This is a genomic window from Paenibacillus arenilitoris, assembly GCF_014705655.1.
In the GTDB taxonomy this organism is placed as follows: Bacteria; Bacillota; Bacilli; order Paenibacillales; family Paenibacillaceae; genus Pristimantibacillus; species Pristimantibacillus arenilitoris.
In genome coordinates, this window is sequence record NZ_JACXIY010000001.1 from 1 (window position 1) to 15,961 (window position 15,961).

The 15,961-nt window shown below is 55.0% G+C and carries 14 protein-coding genes; all 14 read left to right on the forward strand.

Annotated features, from left to right (window positions below; genetic code table 11):
- Positions 1-128 precede the first annotated feature (128 nt).
- The 14 genes from IDH41_RS00005 (at position 129) to mntR (ending at position 15,722) form a co-directional block, all read left to right on the forward strand.
- A complete protein-coding gene (locus IDH41_RS00005) occupies positions 129-1,766 on the forward strand; it encodes a response regulator transcription factor (protein ID WP_190857119.1) in 1,638 nt (545 codons plus the stop codon).
- The gene (locus tag IDH41_RS00010) at positions 1,753-3,531 is read left to right on the forward strand and encodes a sensor histidine kinase (protein WP_190857121.1); all 1,779 of its coding nucleotides are present in this window, start codon (positions 1,753-1,755) and stop codon (positions 3,529-3,531) included. Before IDH41_RS00005 ends, IDH41_RS00010 begins: the two co-directional genes overlap by 14 nt.
- Positions 3,532-3,803: 272 nt before the next feature.
- A complete protein-coding gene (locus tag IDH41_RS00015) occupies positions 3,804-4,673 on the forward strand; it encodes an ABC transporter permease (protein ID WP_190857619.1) in 870 nt (289 codons plus the stop codon).
- A 13-nt stretch (positions 4,674-4,686) separates the two neighbouring features.
- Complete coding sequence (locus IDH41_RS00020) at positions 4,687-5,577, forward strand: carbohydrate ABC transporter permease (RefSeq protein WP_190857621.1); 891 nt, start codon at positions 4,687-4,689, stop codon at positions 5,575-5,577.
- 51 nt (positions 5,578-5,628) lie between these two features.
- Complete coding sequence (locus IDH41_RS00025) at positions 5,629-7,188, forward strand: ABC transporter substrate-binding protein (RefSeq protein WP_190857123.1); 1,560 nt, start codon at positions 5,629-5,631, stop codon at positions 7,186-7,188.
- A 74-nt stretch (positions 7,189-7,262) separates the two neighbouring features.
- Complete coding sequence (locus tag IDH41_RS00030; RefSeq protein ID WP_190857125.1) at positions 7,263-8,132, forward strand: sugar phosphate isomerase/epimerase family protein; 870 nt, start codon at positions 7,263-7,265, stop codon at positions 8,130-8,132.
- A 34-nt stretch (positions 8,133-8,166) separates the two neighbouring features.
- Complete coding sequence (locus IDH41_RS00035) at positions 8,167-9,264, forward strand: Gfo/Idh/MocA family protein (protein WP_190857127.1); 1,098 nt, start codon at positions 8,167-8,169, stop codon at positions 9,262-9,264.
- 19 nt (positions 9,265-9,283) lie between these two features.
- Entirely contained in the window at positions 9,284-10,621 is a 1,338-nt protein-coding gene (locus IDH41_RS00040; protein ID WP_223829320.1) for a prolyl oligopeptidase family serine peptidase, read from the forward strand.
- 291 nt (positions 10,622-10,912) lie between these two features.
- Positions 10,913-11,545, forward strand: a complete 633-nt coding sequence (locus IDH41_RS00045) for a helix-turn-helix transcriptional regulator (RefSeq protein ID WP_190857129.1) — start codon at positions 10,913-10,915, stop codon at positions 11,543-11,545.
- A gap of 343 nt (positions 11,546-11,888) precedes the next feature.
- The gene (locus IDH41_RS00050; RefSeq protein WP_190857623.1) at positions 11,889-12,776 is read left to right on the forward strand and encodes a metal ABC transporter solute-binding protein, Zn/Mn family; all 888 of its coding nucleotides are present in this window, start codon (positions 11,889-11,891) and stop codon (positions 12,774-12,776) included.
- 5 nt (positions 12,777-12,781) lie between these two features.
- Positions 12,782-13,519 carry a metal ABC transporter ATP-binding protein gene (locus tag IDH41_RS00055; protein WP_190857131.1) on the forward strand — a complete coding sequence of 246 codons (738 nt, stop codon included), beginning with the start codon at positions 12,782-12,784 and terminating at the stop codon, positions 13,517-13,519.
- Positions 13,516-14,442, forward strand: coding sequence for a metal ABC transporter permease (locus IDH41_RS00060; protein ID WP_190857133.1), 927 nt, complete (start codon positions 13,516-13,518; stop codon positions 14,440-14,442). Before IDH41_RS00055 ends, IDH41_RS00060 begins: the two co-directional genes overlap by 4 nt.
- The gene (locus IDH41_RS00065) at positions 14,439-15,314 is read left to right on the forward strand and encodes a metal ABC transporter permease (RefSeq protein WP_190857134.1); all 876 of its coding nucleotides are present in this window, start codon (positions 14,439-14,441) and stop codon (positions 15,312-15,314) included. Before IDH41_RS00060 ends, IDH41_RS00065 begins: the two co-directional genes overlap by 4 nt.
- A 15-nt stretch (positions 15,315-15,329) precedes the next feature.
- The gene (mntR, locus tag IDH41_RS00070; protein WP_190857135.1) at positions 15,330-15,722 is read left to right on the forward strand and encodes a transcriptional regulator MntR; all 393 of its coding nucleotides are present in this window, start codon (positions 15,330-15,332) and stop codon (positions 15,720-15,722) included.
- The last annotated feature ends 239 nt before the right edge of the window (positions 15,723-15,961 follow it).

A 15,961-nucleotide genomic window follows, 5' to 3' on the forward strand; every position in this document is an offset into this window, starting at 1 on the left:
TGCTCGACGCGATGATCGCCGAATTGAACGCAAGCGCATAATCGCAATAGACCGCAGTCCGGTTCATCGAACCGGACTGTTTGCCCATCTTCATCCGTTTCTTATCTCAATGCATGGGAGGATCTGCCGTGTACCGATTGTTAATCGTCGACGATGAGCGCATTATCGCAAGCGGAATTAAGAAAAGCGTCGATTGGGGACGGCTGGGCATCGTCGGCGTTGCGGTCGCGCACAATATGCGCCAGGCGATCGCCGTATTCGAGAAGCAGCCGGTCGACATCATGATCTGCGACATCGAGATGCCGCAAGGAGACGGCTTCGAGCTGTTCGCGTGGGTTCGCGAGCGTTATCCTCATTCGGAATGCATCTTCCTGACCTGCCATGCCGAGTTCAAGTACGCGCAGCGAGCGATTCAGCTCGGCAGCCTGGAATATTTGCTGAAGCCCGTGCGGAACGAGGAGCTCGCGGCGATCGTCGCGAGGGCGGTCGAGAAGATCGGCAAGAAACGCGAGACGCTGTCCGTTGCCGATGCATACGCGCATTACCAGCGGCTGTGGGAGACGCATCGGCCGCTGCTCGTCGAACGGTTCTGGCTGGACGTGCTGGAGCAGACGATTCCGCCGCGGGCGATTGAAGCCGCGGAAGCGATCCGGAAGCGTGGCATTGCGTACGAGCCGGACAGCTTGTTCGTGCCGGTGCTGGTCACGGTTCAGCATTGGCGGAGATCGTTCACGGCGCGGGAAGAGAAGCTGCTGAGGTACGCCATCCGGAACGCGCTCGAAGAACCGCTGGGCCGGCGCTACGCCGACGCATGCGTCGTACAGGTTCGGGAAGGGCTGCTGCTCGTCTCACCGCCCCGCGGCCGGACGGAAGACGCAAATCATTGCCGCTCCGAATTCCGGAGCGAACTCGAATCGTTCATCGAAGCAGGCAGCCGGTATTTCTATTGCAGCTTATCCTGTTATGTCGGCGATCCGGTTCCGATTCACGGCATGACGGACATGTACGGCGCGCTCGCCGCCATCCACCGCGACAACGTCAACATGCTGGAACAGGTTATCTTCCTGGATGAATATGCGAAACGGTCGTGCCTGAATCGGGATTGCCGCTTCCCGTCGCTGCCGATGCTGCTATGGTCCGAACTGCTGAAGCGCGGCGACAAGGAGCGTCTGTTCGCGGAGACGAAGTCGTTCCTTGAAGGCTGCAGCCGGAACGAAGCGATGAATGCCAAAGCGCTGCAGCAGTGGTATCAACAGTTCCTGCAAATGATGCTGTCCACGTTCCAGCAGCTCGGGCTGCAGGCGGACGAAATGCTGCTTGATCATCTCGATCCGGTTCGCACGTCCGAGGCGACTCGTACGGTTCACGTCTTCGGCGAATGGATGGAAGAAGTGCTCGACCGCGCGATTGCGCGCATCCGCGGCGGGGAAGCGGAGGGCGTGTCGATCGTGGAGCGCATCAAGAAATATATCGCCGCCAACATCGATCAGGAGTTGTCCAGGACTTACATTGCCGACCATGTCGGGCTCAGCCCGGATTACGCCGTCAAGCTGTTCAAGAAGGAGACCGGCGTGTCGGTGTCCGATTATATCGTGCAAGCGCGGCTGCAGCTCGCCAAGACGATGCTTGAGAAGACCGACATGCCGATCGGGAGCATCGCGCTTGCCGTCGGATATTCGAATTTCGCCTACTTCTCGACGCTGTTCAAGCGGGAGACGAACATGACGCCTCAAGATTACAGGAGAAACCGGAATGATGCCGTATAACGGGAAGCGCACGATCTGGACGAAGCTGAGGTCCGGGGCCAATTCGCTGCGATTCAAGCTGATGGTCGGGCTGTTCGTCGTGATGCTGCCGGTCTGCGCGCTGCTCATTTACAGCAACTATTACTCGATGGACGTCGTGCGCAATCAGGTCGCGCAATCGAACGGCAATTTGGTCAGCCTTTACATGCGGCAGATCGACCGGAACTTGGAGGAGATCGATAAATATTTGCTGGATATCGTCGCGAGAGATACGGGGCTGCTGACGATGGAGAGGTCGGCCGGACAAGACGACGACCCGTACCATTTGGCCAAACTCGGTTTATGGAACACGCTCAATGATGGAAGCGTTAACATGAGCGTCTTGGACTATTTCTTCCTCTATTCCGCCGTGAACCGGGATTTCATGATCGTGCCCAAGAACGCGCAGGAGCCGTATGCGATTTATGTCGAGAAGCAGCGAATCGCGGCGGAATTGACCGTCGCTTTCCGGGAGCGTGAAGCGGACGGCCTGCCTCCGTTCGAGGCGTGGACGCCGATTCGAATCGACGGAAAATATTTTCTCGTCCGCGCGTTCAAGAGCGGCCAGGTCTATCTCGGCGCGCTCGTCGGCGCGGAGCATCTCATGGTCCCGCTTAACTTCGTCGATCTGGGCGACAATGGCCTCTCGCTGCTCGCGGACGATGGCTTCCTGCCGCTTACGCCAGCGATGCCAGGCGACGGGAATCCGATTGCGCTCCGGTTCGAGCGGAACGCCTACACGCTGACCGGCATCGATCCGAAGTATCTGGTCGTCGGGGAGAAATCGGACAAAGGCGCCTTCAGCCTCGTCGCCCTCATTCCGGATTCGAGCATTCTGCAGCAACTGCCGTTCCTGCAGCGAATTATCCAATGGATGACGTGGGGGCTCTTGCTGTACGTGGCGGTCGCCTTGTTGATGCTGCGCAAAGTCGTGCTCGCGCCGATCAATCGCATCATGTCGGAGATGCGGAAGCTGCGGCAAGGCTTCTTCGAGGCCCGAATCGCGAGCCGTCGCACCTCGAACGAATTCATGCTGATGAACGAGACGTTCAACACGATGGCCTCCGAAATCCAGCAACTGAAGATCGACATCTACGAAGAACAGCTGCAATCGCAGAAAGCCGAACTGAAGCATCTGCAGCTGCAGGTCAACCCGCATTTCTTCCTGAATTCGCTCAACATGGTCTACTACTTGTCCCGAGAGCGCAATTACGCGCTGATCGAAGAGTTGTCCATGTCGCTCGTGCATTACTTCCGGTTCATGTTCCGCAGCGAATCGGAATTCGTGCCGCTGCGGGATGAGCTTACGCATACCGAGAATTATATCCGCATCCAGCAGGTCCGTTTCCCGGACACGCTCGCCTGCCGCATCGAGGCCGACGACCGGTTCCTGGCCTGTCCCGTTCCGCCGCTCGTCATCCAGACGTTCGTGGAGAATACGATCAAGCACGCGATCGACCTCGACCGGCCGGTTCGGATCGACATCGGCATTCGGGAAGAGGAGACGGGCGGCGGCGAACGGATCGTTATCCGAATCGCCGATACGGGCGGAGGATTCCCGGACGACGTCCTGATCCAGCTGCAGGGGGAGCGCAGCATGAGGAACGGGGAAGGCGAACGCATCGGCATCTGGAACGTAAGGCGCAGGCTTAGATTGATTTATCGGGATCAAGCGGACATTTCGTTCCGGAACGAACAGGGCGCCATCGTCGAAATCCGTCTGCCGGCGCACGAGACGGGTGCTTGAGACGAATGAAGCGGGAAACCGTCCGTGCGGGACGGTTTCTATTATTTTATGCGATGACGGAAAATCGAAAATGCCATGACGGAATTGAGGTAGTTGCCGCCGCGCGATTCTTGTACCCTTAACCTTGTAAACAATTCCAGACAAGGAGGACGAGAATCATGGAAGCGAGCACGAAGGCGTATGCCGAGCGGCGGGCGGAAGCCGCGGCAGACCGAGCCGCGTCATGGAAGCAGCTGCTAAGGCGGGTGCGGAAATACCGGACGCTGCTGCTCATGACGCTGCCGGCGGTGCTTTATTTTTTCATCAACAACTATTTGCCGATGTTCGGCGTTGTTATCGCTTTCAAGAACATTAACTTCGCGGACGGCATCCTGGGCAGCGAATGGATCGGGTTCAAGAACTTCGAGTATTTGTTCAAGACAAGCGACGCCTACATCATTACCCGCAACACCTTGCTGTACAATATCGTCTTCATCATCCTCAATACCGTGCTGGCCATCGCGCTGGCGATCATGCTGAACGATATCAAGAATCGGATCGTATCCCGGACGTTCCAAAGCCTGATCCTGCTTCCCTATCTGATCTCGATGGTCATCGTCGGCTACCTCGTGCTCGCGATGCTCGACGTCGAGAAAGGCTACATGAACAACTCGATTCTGCCGCTCTTCGGCATCGGCGACATCTCGTGGTACAGCGAGACGAAGCATTGGCCGTTCATTCTGACGATCGTCAACGTCTGGAAGGGCGTCGGCTATCTGTGCATCATTTACCTTGCGGCGATTATCGGCATCGACCAAGAATATTATGAAGCGGCGACGATCGACGGCGCGAGCAAATGGCAGCAAATCCGAAGCATCACGATTCCGCTCATTACACCGGTCGTCTCGATCATGACTTTGCTGGCGATCGGGCGCATTTTCTACTCCGACTTCGGCTTGTTCTACCAGGTTCCGCTCAATACGGGCGTGCTCATGCCGGTAACGAACACGATCGACACGTACGTCTACCGCGCGCTGATTACGATGGGCGACCTCGGGATGTCGTCGGCCGCCGGCCTGTACCAAGCCGCCGTCGGATTCGTGCTCGTGCTCGTCTCCAACTATATCGTGAACAAGAAGAACAGCGACAACGCGTTGTTCTAAAGGGAGGTGAGGGATTATGCAAACGAACAGACTTTATCAATTCGGAATCATCTTCATTATGTTGGCGTTCACGCTATTCTGCGTCTTCCCGTTCGTGCTCTTGTTCTCCGCGTCGCTAACGAACGACCTCGAGATCGTCCGTTCCGGGTACAAGCTCATTCCGAACGAGTTCAGCCTTGAAGCTTATCGCTATATGTGGAACAATTCGACGGACATTATGCGGTCGTATGGAATCACGATCCTCGTCACGGTGACCGGCACAGCGGCCGGCATGGCGATTACCGCCATGGTCGCGTATCCGATGTCCCGCAAGGAAATGCCATTCCGCAATGCTCTGGCGTTCTACGTCTTCTTCACGATGCTGTTCAACGGCGGCCTTGTGCCGACCTATCTGCTCTACACGAACTATTTCGACTTCAAAAATACGCTGCTTGCGCTCATTCTCCCGGGACTGCTCGCCAACGGCTTCTACGTCATCCTGATGCGCACGTTCTTCGCCGCGTCGATTCCGAAGGAGGTGATCGAATCGGGGTACATCGACGGCGCGAAGGAATGGAAAATTTTCTGCGCGATCGTCCTGCCGCTGTCGCTGCCCGTTCTCGCGACGGTCGGGCTGTTCTACACGATTATGTATTGGAACGACTGGTTCAACGGCTTGATCTACGTCACCGAGAAACAATATTTCAGCATTCAGAACTTGCTCAACCGCATTCTGCTCGATCTGCAGTTCCTGCAGAACAATACGCAGCAAATGGGCAAAGGAGCCGAGCTTGTCGCCAAGCTGCCGCTCGACTCGATGCGGATGGCGATGGCCGTCATCGGCATTGTCCCGCTGATCGCCGCTTATCCGTTCTTCCAGAAATACTTCGTCAAAGGGCTGACGATCGGCGCGGTCAAAGGCTGAAGCTATTCCCGGCTGCGGCCGGATAGCATATATCCATGAGGAGGCTACGGTATGAAAAAGGGGAAAAAGACGGCATTCGTTCTGCTGGCGCTCGTGCTTGCGCTGACCGCGGTGCTTGCAGGCTGCAGCGGATCGTCAAGCGGCGGCGGCAGCGGCAGCGGTGAAAGCTCGGGGAACGCGGCGGCGAACGCCGGCAAGGAAGGCGGCGAAGCGTCCGGCCTGAAGCCGGTCGAACTCGTCATGGTGTTCGCCGGTCCGGGCGAGCCGAGAGATTTCAAGGAAATCGAAGCGGCGATCAATAAAGTGACGCAAGCGAAGATCAACGCGACCGTCAAGCTGCAAATGATCGGCTGGGCGGCTTGGCAGCAGCAGACGACGCTCATGCTGGCGGGCAACGAGCAGGTCGACCTCATTCTGAGCGGCCTCGGTACGTACAGCCAGACGGTGGCGCGAGGACAATACCTCGCGATGGACGACATGCTCGAGATGGAAGGCGCGGGCGTGAAGCAGGCGCTGGACGATCTTGACCCGGCGTTCCTGAACGCCGTCAAGATAGGCGGCAACGTTTACGCCGTGCCGAGCATCCGCGATCTCGCGGCCAACTATGGCGTCACGATGCGCAGAGATCTCGTCGACAAGTACAACATCGATCTGGACGCGATCAAGACGTACGACGATCTGGACGCAGTGTTCCAGACGATCAAGGACAACGAGCCGGACATGATTCCGCTCGTGAAATACGGCAATACGATCTTCGATACGCATCTGAACTATTACCGCGACTCGCTCGACGACGGATTCGGCACGCTGCCGGGTCTCGACAACGATTTGAAGGTCGTCAATTACTTCGAGACGCCGGAGTACATGGACCTGCTTCGTATCGCGCGCAGATGGTACGAGAACGGGTACGTCGCGAAGGATATCGCGACGAGCACGGAGACGCAGTACAACTTGGTGAAGTCCGGCAAAGCGTTCGCCTGGCTGTCGCATATGAAGCCGGGCTACCAAGCGCAGGAATCGAAGATCGTCGGCATGGAGATGGTGTCCAAGGAACTGCTGCCGCCGACGACGGCCACGGGCAACATTACGTCGATCATGTGGAGCATCGCCCGCAATTCGAAGGATCCGCAGCGCGCGATGATGCTGCTGAACCTGATGTATACCGATCCCGAATTAATCAACCTGTTCGACTGGGGCATCGAAGGCAAGCATTACGCGAAGACGGACGACCCGAACGTGATCGATTATCCGCAGGGCGTCGACCCGGCCAATTCCGGCTACAACCTGAACATGGGCTGGATGTTCGGCAACCAGTTCCTGTCTTACACCTGGAAGGGCGACAGCCCGACGTTGTGGGAAGAATTGGCGGAGTTCAACCGCGTATCGAAGAAATCGAAGGCGCTCGGCTTCACGTACGATTCCGAGCCGGTCAAGACGGAGGTCGCGGCGGTCCGCAACGTGTTCGACCAATACTACAAGGCGCTGGAGACGGGAACGGTCGATCCGGAAGTCGAGCATCCGAAGTTTATCAAAGCGATGAAAGCGGCGGGCATCGACAAGATTATCGCCGAGAAGCAGAAGCAGCTGGACGCTTGGGCGGCGCAGCAGTAATCCGATCCATCGTCTTGGCGGTATGGCCGGTCCGGTCATACCGCAGCATCTCATACCGAGAGGAGATTCGAAACATGGGCGTTCAAGCCGGGATTAATATTTTTTCCGTACACGAGCAATTGGGGAGCGATTATTACGGCACCCTCGAGAAGGTATCGGCGATGGGGTACGAGAACATCGAACTTATCGGGTTCAATATGAAGAAGATGACCCGCTTCAGCGACGAGTTTCCGGCGGCGAGCGTCAAGACCAAGCTGCGGGAGCTTGGCCTTACGGCAATAGCCGCGCATGAAGGGACGATGCCCGGTCAGGATTTGCTGTCGCATGATTGGGATTCCGTGATGAAGTACTACGAGGCGCTCGGCTGCGAGACCATCGTGCTGCCTTCGCTATTCGTGAAGGACCGCGAGCAAACGTTAACCGCCGCCGAACAGATGAACGCGGTAGGGAAGAGACTGAAGGAGAACGGGTTCCGCTTCTATCTTCACAATCATGCGCATGAGTTCAAAGCGTCCGGCGAAGTCACGCTGTTCGATCTTATCTTGGAGAATACGGATCCGGACGTTCTGAAGTTCGAGGTCGATTTGGTATGGGTGATGCGGGCGGGAATGGATCCCGTTACGGTGCTGGAGAAGCTGGGCGAGCGCTGCGATATCGTCCATCAGAAAGATTTGAATAAGCAGCTTGGCGGCCCCGTCAATATCTTCGAAGCGATGCAACAGGGCGGTGACGAGGAGATGGACGTTCTGCAGGCGTACCGGAAATATGTGAAAGGTTCGGATTTCGTCGATCTGGGTACCGGACGATTCGATTTCAAGTCGACGTATGCGAGGATCCATGAAATGGGGCATGTCCGCTATGCGCTCGTAGAGAATGAGGGCGAATCGTCGGATAAGTTCGAAAGCATTCGGAACGATTTGTCCGTTCTTCGGCAATACCTGTAATTGGCAAGATCAAATGAAAGGAGATGTTTAGATCATGTCAAACCGAAAGTTGAAGATCGGCATTATCGGCTGCGGAGGAATCGCCTTTCAGAAGCATATGCCGGCTCTGGCCCGCAACGCCTCATTGGCGGAAATGACCGCCTTCTGCGACACCGTCGAAGAGAGAGCGCGCCAAGCGGCCAAAGACTTTGGCGGCGAGAACGCCAAGGTGTATACGGAGTATCAAGAGCTTCTTCGCGACGAATCGATCGACGTCGTCCACGTCCTGACGCCTAATCTTCAGCACTCGTTCATCACGGTGGCCGCCCTTGAAGCAGGCAAGCATGTCATGTGCGAGAAGCCGATGGCGATCAATTCTGCTGAGGCGCAAACGATGCTCGATGCAGCCAAACGTACAGGCAAGAAGCTGACGATCGGCTATCAGAATCGATGGAATGACGATTCGCAAATTCTCTACCGGGCTTGCCGCGAGGGCTTCTTGGGCGAAATCTACATGGCGAAAGCCCATGCCGTCCGTCGCCGGATGGTACCGACGTGGGGCGTATTCGCCGACAGGGAGCAGCAGGGAGGCGGCTGTCTGATCGATATCGGCACGCACGCGCTGGACTTGGCCCTCTGGTTTATGGACAATTACAAGCCCAAATCGGTGACAGGCTCCGTTTTTTATAAGCTGCGGGATAAGCCGGAAGGCAATATGATGGGGCCGTGGAATCCTGAGACGTTTCACGTGGAGGATTCAGCGTTCGGTCTGATCAAGATGGAGAACGGGGCGACGATATTCCTCGAGAGTTCCTGGGCGCTTAACACAACCGACGTGAAGGAGGCGAAAGCCTCGTTATTCGGCACGGACGGCGGTGCGGAAATGAAGCAGACGGCGGATTACAAGGGCGAGCTCGTGTTCAACAGCGTGCAGTTCGGCAAGCTCGTCGAGACGAAGCCGCAAGCAGGACCGGGCATCGCCTACTTCGGACCGAACGCGGAGGATGGAGGGACGAGGGAAGCCCGGCATTGGCTCGAGTGCATCATTCATGACCGTGATCCGCTCGTGAAGCCGGAGCAGGCGTTCGTCGTGACGCAAATTCTCGAAGCCCTCTATCAATCGGCCGAAACCGGCAAAGAAGTGGTTCTCTAATAATGGAGGGTGAGGCGGCATGATGAGCGCAATGCACAAATACGGCAGGAAGGCGGGGGTATGGACATTGGCGGTATGTACGGTGTTGATGTCGTTCGGGACGGGGGCGTTCGCGGCGGAAAAGAAGGAGACGACAGGCTCCTACCGGACGGTGACGGAAGTCGAGGATTGGGGACCGGCCGTCACGAAGCTCATCGTCGATATCGGCAGGCCGATTCCGATCCAATCGGTTGCGACGGATACGTTCAAGGTACATGTCGTCCGAAGCGACGGCCGGCTGGAAGATCCCGTTCTGGAGGAAGGGTATCGCAACGTGACGAAAGCGTACGTCGCGGACGCGAGCGGCAAGCCGGCCGTCAAAGCGGGAAAGCATGTCGTGCTGGAAATGGAAATCGGTCCGACTCTCACGCTGGGATCGGCCATGAACTTCAGTGTGCAGACGTATCTGAACGATTGGATCGACAGCAGCTATACGATTACCCAGCAGAAACCGATCGCGACGGCGAAAGGGAATTTGACCGGATTGGTCGTCGATACGTTTAAAGGCGAGGTCCGAGAGCTGGTCGACGATTTTCGGACGAAGGGCAAATTCACGCACAACGGCGTGAGGTTGACCTATGCCGATTACACGCCGGCCAAAGACAAGAGCAAAAATCCGCTAATTATTTGGCTGCACGGCATGGGTGAAGGCGGCACGGACCCGACGGTCGCGATTGCCGGCAACAAAGCCGTCAATTTCGCTTCCAAAGGCGTGCAAGGGTTCTTCGGAGGCGCCTACGTATTGGCCCCGCAGACGCCGACGTTCTGGATGGACGGCCTCGAAGGCTTCGGCGATGGCACATCGAAGTACGAAAGCGCGCTGATGGCGCTCATTGAGTCGTACGTGAAGAAGAACAAGGACATCGATACGAATCGGATTTACATCGGCGGCGATTCCAACGGCGGGTACATGACGATGCTGATGATCCGCGACTATCCCGGCTACTTCGCGGCGGCTTTCCCGACTTGCGAGGCCTTGAAGGATACGCTGATTACCGACGCGGACATCGAGCGCATGAAGAACCTGCCGATCTGGTTCGTCGCGGCGAAGACGGATCAGCTCGTCCCGCCCGCCGAATATGCGGTTCCGACTTATGAACGCTTGGTCGCAGCCGGCGCGAAGGACGTTCACCTCTCCTTGTTCGACAACGTGGTCGATACGTCCGGCCTGTACACGAAAGCGGACGGCACGCCGTTCGAATACGACGGACACTGGTCTTGGATTTACGTCTATAACAACGACGTGTCGGAGCAAATGAACGGGACAACGATCACGCTGATGCAATGGCTGGCCGGCCAGTCCTTGAACAAGAAATAAGCCGCCCGGTCAAGCGTAAACGGCTGACGCCGTCTTTGCGGCATAAGCTCGTTTCGCGGTGAAATATAAGCATCGTATAAGGTTAAATTGAGAAGCCCGATCCATCAAGAGGATCGGGCTTCGCCAATTGCTCCTTTTTCACGCGTTTCTTATGTAAAGGATAAAGTTGACTGAATGAAAAAAATTTTACTATAGGCAAAAAATAAATTTGTTGTTATTCTACAACAGGAAGATATTAACTTGCAATGACAAGTTTTATTCAAAAAAATAGCAAGCCGAGGCGGTGAAAAAATGAAATATAGGCCGGGCAGAGACGGTGCAACCAGACAGAAGATCGTGGAGCTATATAAAAAGCACGGCCGGCTTACGATTCGGGAGATTGCAGGTGAGCTGGGCCTTACAGGAATGGCGGTTCGCAGGCATGTGCATCAATTGCAGGCTGATGGTTATTTGGAGATTGCCTGCAAGCGCGGCCATGCACACCGGCCGGCAATGGTGTATCAATTAACCTCGAAAGCTTCCAATTTGTTTCCTGAGCAATATGGGAATTTGGCCGTTGAACTGCTGGAGAGCTTGCAGGAGCTCGGCGGAGAGGACGCGATTCGCCTAGTGTTTTTGCGATTGAAAGAGAAGCTGAACGAAGAGCTCCTGCTGCTCATGTCTAGTGAGGACCTGGAAGAACGATTATACACACTTGCGAGTTATCAGGATAAGAGAGGATACATGACCAGTCTGTACAGGAGTGATGATGCGATGTGGATTCTGGAGGAGGCCAATTGTCCCATATTGCAGGTCGCCGCTTCTTTCCGACATGCGTGCCAGTGCGAAATGGCCTTGTTTGCAGAGGTGCTCGGCGCCAAGGTGCAACGTTTGGAATGTATGGCTGAAGGTAGGCGTACGTGTAAATACAGAATAATGGAGTGAGAGGGGAGTCATGATGGAAGCAGGGAGGCGAGCTGACAGATTTTTTTGAGAAAAGTGTTTCCTTAGGGAAACATATTTCTAATCTATAAATCAATCAGGAGAATCCAAGTAATATCAATGGTTTTGAACGATTCGTATTATTTCATAGCGTAGAAGCTAAACAAAAAAGTCTTGACAACTAAAAGAAGAAAAATTAAGTTATACCTAACCACAAGTTTTGCCTACGGGAAAAACTTTTGAGTTAAAACAGTTTGGTTTTTGGGAGGAGAAAAGAGTGAAGCGAGTACGAGTGAGGTTGAAAGGGATTGTATTAGGAGGTTGTTTGCTTGTCCTTGCCGTATGGATGGCGGGGTGCGCCTCTGACGAGAAAACGAGTGAAGCAACCGGGGAAAAGCTGAACGTTGTAACCACCATTGCACAGATTGCCGAACCGATGTCCGTCATTGGAGGCGACCGGGTCACGGTGCAAAGCTTGATGGGGCCGGGTGTCGATCCGCACTTATACAATGCGACCCAAGGGGATATCGGCAAGCTGGAAAAAGGCGATGTGATCTTCTACAGCGGGCTCCATTTGGAGGCCAATATGCTCAAGGTGTTCGAGGAGATTGGCAAATCCAGGCCTGTGCTGGCGATAAGCGAGTCGATTCCCGCAGACCAGCTGTTGAAGGATGAAACGGGAGCGACAGATCCGCACGTTTGGTTCGATATTGACTTATGGAAGCAAGCGCTTGAAGCGGCAACCGAGGAATTGAAGAAGGCCGCTCCCGATGACGCGGATTACTTCGAGACCAACAAACAATCGTATTTCAAAAAGCTGGATGAGCTGAAGACGGATGCCAAGGAAAAATTAACGCAAATTCCGAAAGAAAAACGAGTATTGATTACGGCTCATGACGCATTTGGTTATTTTGGCCGCATGCATGATATGGAAGTGGTCGGGCTGCAAGGACTGAGCACCGAAGATGAAGTGGGGTTATCCGATATCGACAATACGGTGAAGCTGCTGGTGGACTATCAGGTGCCTGCTGTATTTGTGGAAAGCAGCATTAATCCAGCCTCCATCAATGCCGTGATCGAAGGAGCCAAAAAGCAAGGGCTGAATGTAGCGGTCGGCGGCGAATTGTTCTCCGACGCGATGGGCGATGCGGGTACGCTGGAAGGTACATACCTCGGCATGTACGGCCATAACGTAGATACGATCTATCAAGCATTAAGCGTAGAAGGAGAGTAACGGGTATGCTTCCGGTTCTCAGTGTTGAAGGCTTATCCGCTTCCTACCGTAAGAATAAAGTGCTGGACAACGTTGTATTTGATGTAGAGCCGGGGACCATGACCAGCATTGTAGGGCCTAACGGAGCCGGGAAATCAACTCTTCTCAAGGTCATCCTGGAATTGCATCCCCGACTGGCAGGCAAGGTGGCCTTCTTTGGTTCCCCCTACCCGAAAGTGAAGTCCCGAATCGGCTATGTGCCGCAGCGCGGCTCCGTGGATTGGGATTTTCCGACCAACGCGCTTGATGTCGTCATGATGGGACTGTACGGGAAAATCGGTTGGCTGAAATGGCCGAAACGATCTCATCGCGAAAAAGCCATGGAAGCTTTGGCAGAGATGGGCATGGCGGATTACGCTTCCCGTCAAATCAGCCAGCTGTCCGGCGGTCAGCAGCAGCGGGTCTTTCTTGCCCGCGCGCTCGTCATGGATGCGGATCTGTACTTCCTGGATGAGCCCCTTGCCGGCGTGGACGCTGCAACGGAGCGTGCGATTATGGCAACGCTCAACTTGCTGAAGAGCCGGGGAAGAACGGTGCTGGTCGTCCATCACGACCTGCAGACGGTTGAAGATTATTTTGACCATGTCCTGCTGCTCAATCGATCCGTCATTGCGCATGGTCCCACGGAAGAGATCTTTAATGAAAGCAATATTTACCGAACGTATGGGGGAACGCTGCGCTGGAGGGGAGCGAGGTCGGGATGACGCTGGGATTGTCGCATAACGCGCAATGGGTGCTGCTGAGCACCTTGATACTGGGGACGGCTGCCGGCATTATCGGCTGCTTTGCCTATTGGAAGCGGCAAAGCCTGATGAGCGATGCGTTGTCTCATGCGGCTTTGCCAGGCGTTATTATCGGATTTGCCATCCTTGGGGTGAAGAATCTGCCGGTCATGATCGCCGGAGCTGCAGCGAGCGCGCTATTCGGTGCCCTGATCATCCATTGGATTCGCTCCTCAAGCCGTGTCAAGGAAGACGCGGCGATGGGCATTATCCTGTCCGTCTTCTTCGGTTTCGGCGTCATGCTGCTGACCTTCGTCAATCGCATGGCCGGAGCCAACCAAAGCGGCCTGGACAGCTTTATCTTTGGGCAGGCCGCCTCCATGGTGAGCAAGGACGTATGGCTCATGTCCGGATTGGCGCTGCTTGTTCTGTTCATTGCGATCGTCGCCTTCAAGGAATGGAAGCTGTTTCTGTTCGACGCGGCATTCGCCAAAGGGCTAGGGTTGTCGAGTCGCTGGATGAACAGCCTGTATATGTTTTGCCTTGTGCTGGTAATTGTCATCGGCATCCAGGCGGTCGGAGTCATTCTTATGGCGGCGCTGCTGATTACGCCGGCCGTCAGCGCCAGATACTGGACGAATTCCTTCAAGTGGATGATGGTTTTGTCGGCCTTGTTTGGAGGCGGAGCGGGCGTCATCGGGACGCTGCTGAGCGCGTACGGCAAGGGATGGCCGACAGGCCCGTTTATTGTAATTGCAGCCGCTTCGTTGTTCGTTTTCTCGTTGGCCTTGGGCATTCGCAAAGGTTTGCTGGTCATCGGGATTCAGCAATATCGTCAGAGAAGGCAGCTTAATCAACCGTCCGTCCAAAATCTCCATCTGCCGGAAAGGGGGGGATCGGGATGAGTTACGCAGGCTGGATTATACTTACCGCTTCGCTAGTCGGGGTCTCCTGCGGACTAATCGGTGCACTTCTCGTATTGCGCCGAATGGCGATGATGGCAGACGCCATCAGCCATTCCGTATTGCTTGGCATAGTTACAGCGTATTTGATCACGCGCGAATTGAGCGGCATCCATATGCTGATCGGAGCAATCGCTGCCGGATTGCTGACCGCGATTTTCATTCAGTGGCTCCACTCGCTCGGCGTACAGCAGGAAGCTTCGATCGGCGTTGTGTTTACCTCTTTATTCGCCATTGGCGTCGTACTGATTGCGACCAAGGTCGGGAATGCGCACCTGGACGTTCAGCACACCTTGATGGGGGAAATTACGTTCATCCCTTGGGAGAGAATGAGCCTGCCCTGGATCGGGGAGGTGCCGGAAGCGGTATTTATTCTATCCATTGTACTTATCATTGTTTTGATCGCCATTATTGGGTTTTTCAAGGAATGGAAGCTCACTTCATTTGATCCGGCGCTTGCAGCAAGCATTGGCATTCCGGTTGTGCTCATGCATTACGTTTTTATGGCGCTTGTTTCGGTGACAACGGTAGCGGCTTTCGACGCTGTGGGCGCGATTATGGTTGTGGCGATGCTCATCACGCCGGCGTCAGCGGCGTATCTGTGGACGGATCGACTGGCGATGATGATGGCTTTAAGCGGTGTTTTCGGCATTGTTTCCGCCGTATCCGGATATTTTATCGCCGTTTGGCTGGATACGTCCATTTCCGGATCGATGGCTTTTTCGACCGGGCTCGTATTCCTGATCTGCTTCATTGCTTCGCCGAAGCATGGAATCGTTGCGAGGTTCATGCGGCCGACCCTCACATCCACATAAACAGGAGGGGACAAGATGACGACGCCTAGCATGGAAGATCATTTGGAGCAAATCTATCTGCTGTCGCTAACCAAAGGATATACCCGGGTTTCCGATGTTGCCGACGCGTTATCCATTCTTCCCTCTTCCGCTTCGAAGATGGCTCAGAAGCTCGGTGAATCCGGCTACATTGAATATGAGAAATATGGCCGGATTTCCTTGACGGGGAAAGGAACAACGATCGGCAAACAGCTGCTCGACAGGCATCGGCTGCTGGAACGGTTCTTACGGCAGATTGGCGTACCCGAGCAGCGCATCGAAAGAGAAGTGGAACAGCTGGAGCATCATTTCAGCTGGGGCACGCTTGAACTGCTTCGAAATTGGCTGCATGTCCTGGAAGAAAGACAGGCAACTTCAAAAGGAAGCTAAGCGTTCTCAAGGGAGAAGGCTCGCCCGAGTTCTGATTTCCCCAATGCTAGTCTCAGCTTATTTCTCCGCTCCCGCCGCCTGGCGGGGGCTATTTGACATTCACGTATATCTGTAAGCACCACGAGGTCATATCCAGGAATATAAAGGTTTTTTAGAGCGTACAAAAAGTCTTGACAAAGAAATGGAAACTGATAAAGTTAAAAATAACCAGTTTTTTTGCCTAAGGTAAAAACTTTTGT